The organism is Bacillus sp. LR--39 (assembly GCF_053613335.1).
Genome location: NZ_JBSIOT010000437.1, coordinates 1 through 967, shown reverse-complemented (window position 1 = coordinate 967; position 967 = coordinate 1). Strand labels below are relative to the sequence as shown.

Sequence of the window (967 nt, the reverse complement as noted above, 5' to 3'; positions counted from 1 at the left end):
GATGCGGATTCAGGAAATGGAGGAGTACATTTTATCGCATGGCACTGTTTCCTTAGATGAGCTGTGCCAGGTGTTCAATGTCTCCAAAAACACAGTCAGACGTGATATCAACAAGCTAACAGAAAAGGGTGCGATTGAAAAAGTATACGGCGGCGTAACATCTATTGAAAAAACCGCATTAGTTCCTTTTGAAAATCCCACCATTCAGCACCAGGATGAAAAAACAAAAATCGCCCATTATGCTTCCCGATTTATTGAAGATCACGATTTGGTCTTCATTGATTCAGGAACGACGACAAAGTCTATTCTTGATACGCTTGATCCAGCCAAAAATGTCACCATCTTAACCAACAGTTTAGACATTATCAATGCGGCGTCAGCTTTGAAGAATATCAACTTAATCATTATCGGAAACAACTATAAGAGAAAAACCCGCTCCTTTGTCGGCATGGACGACCCGGCTATGCTTGATAAGTACAATATCAACAAAGCCTTTATGTCCGCTACCGGAACGACGCTGACTCACGGATTGACCAATTCGGATCTGCTGGAGTATGAAATTAAAAAGAGGATTTCAGAAAAAGCAAAAGAAGTGTATCTATTGGCTGACCATTCTAAATTCGGAAAATCAACGCTTCTGACGTATGCACCGTTTGACAGGCTGCATTGCATTGTGACCTCTCAGCCATTAGACGACGAGTACACGCAGTACTGCAATGAGCATCAAATCGGCATTCATCTGGCCTAACGTTTACAATAGTGTTGAGAGTCTATCATCCATTTTATTCTAGGAGGCAGATCATGAAAAAAGCGAAGCTCGGAAAATCAGACTTGCAGGTATTCCCTATCGGATTAGGAACAAATGCTGTCGGAGGACATAACCTCTACCCGAACCTAAATGAAGAAACCGGAAAAGAATTGGTGCGCGAGGCGATCCGTAATGGCGTGACAATGTTAGACACCGCTT

At 42.6% G+C, this 967-nt stretch carries 1 protein-coding gene and 1 pseudogene; both read left to right on the top strand.

Translation table 11 applies throughout. The annotated features are described in order from the left end of the window. Position 1 precedes the first annotated feature (1 nt). A complete protein-coding gene (iolR, locus tag ACWHAR_RS23885; protein WP_452088041.1) occupies positions 2-748 on the top strand; it encodes a myo-inositol utilization transcriptional regulator IolR in 747 nt (248 codons plus the stop codon). 53 nt (positions 749-801) lie between these two features. Then, positions 802-967: pseudogene (locus ACWHAR_RS23880) on the top strand (aldo/keto reductase); the annotation flags it as partial.

Coding starts and splice junctions, on each gene's coding strand:
- iolR (WP_452088041.1), top strand. CDS start 2: ATGCGGATTCAGGAAATGGAGGAGTACATTTTATCGCATGGCACTGTT.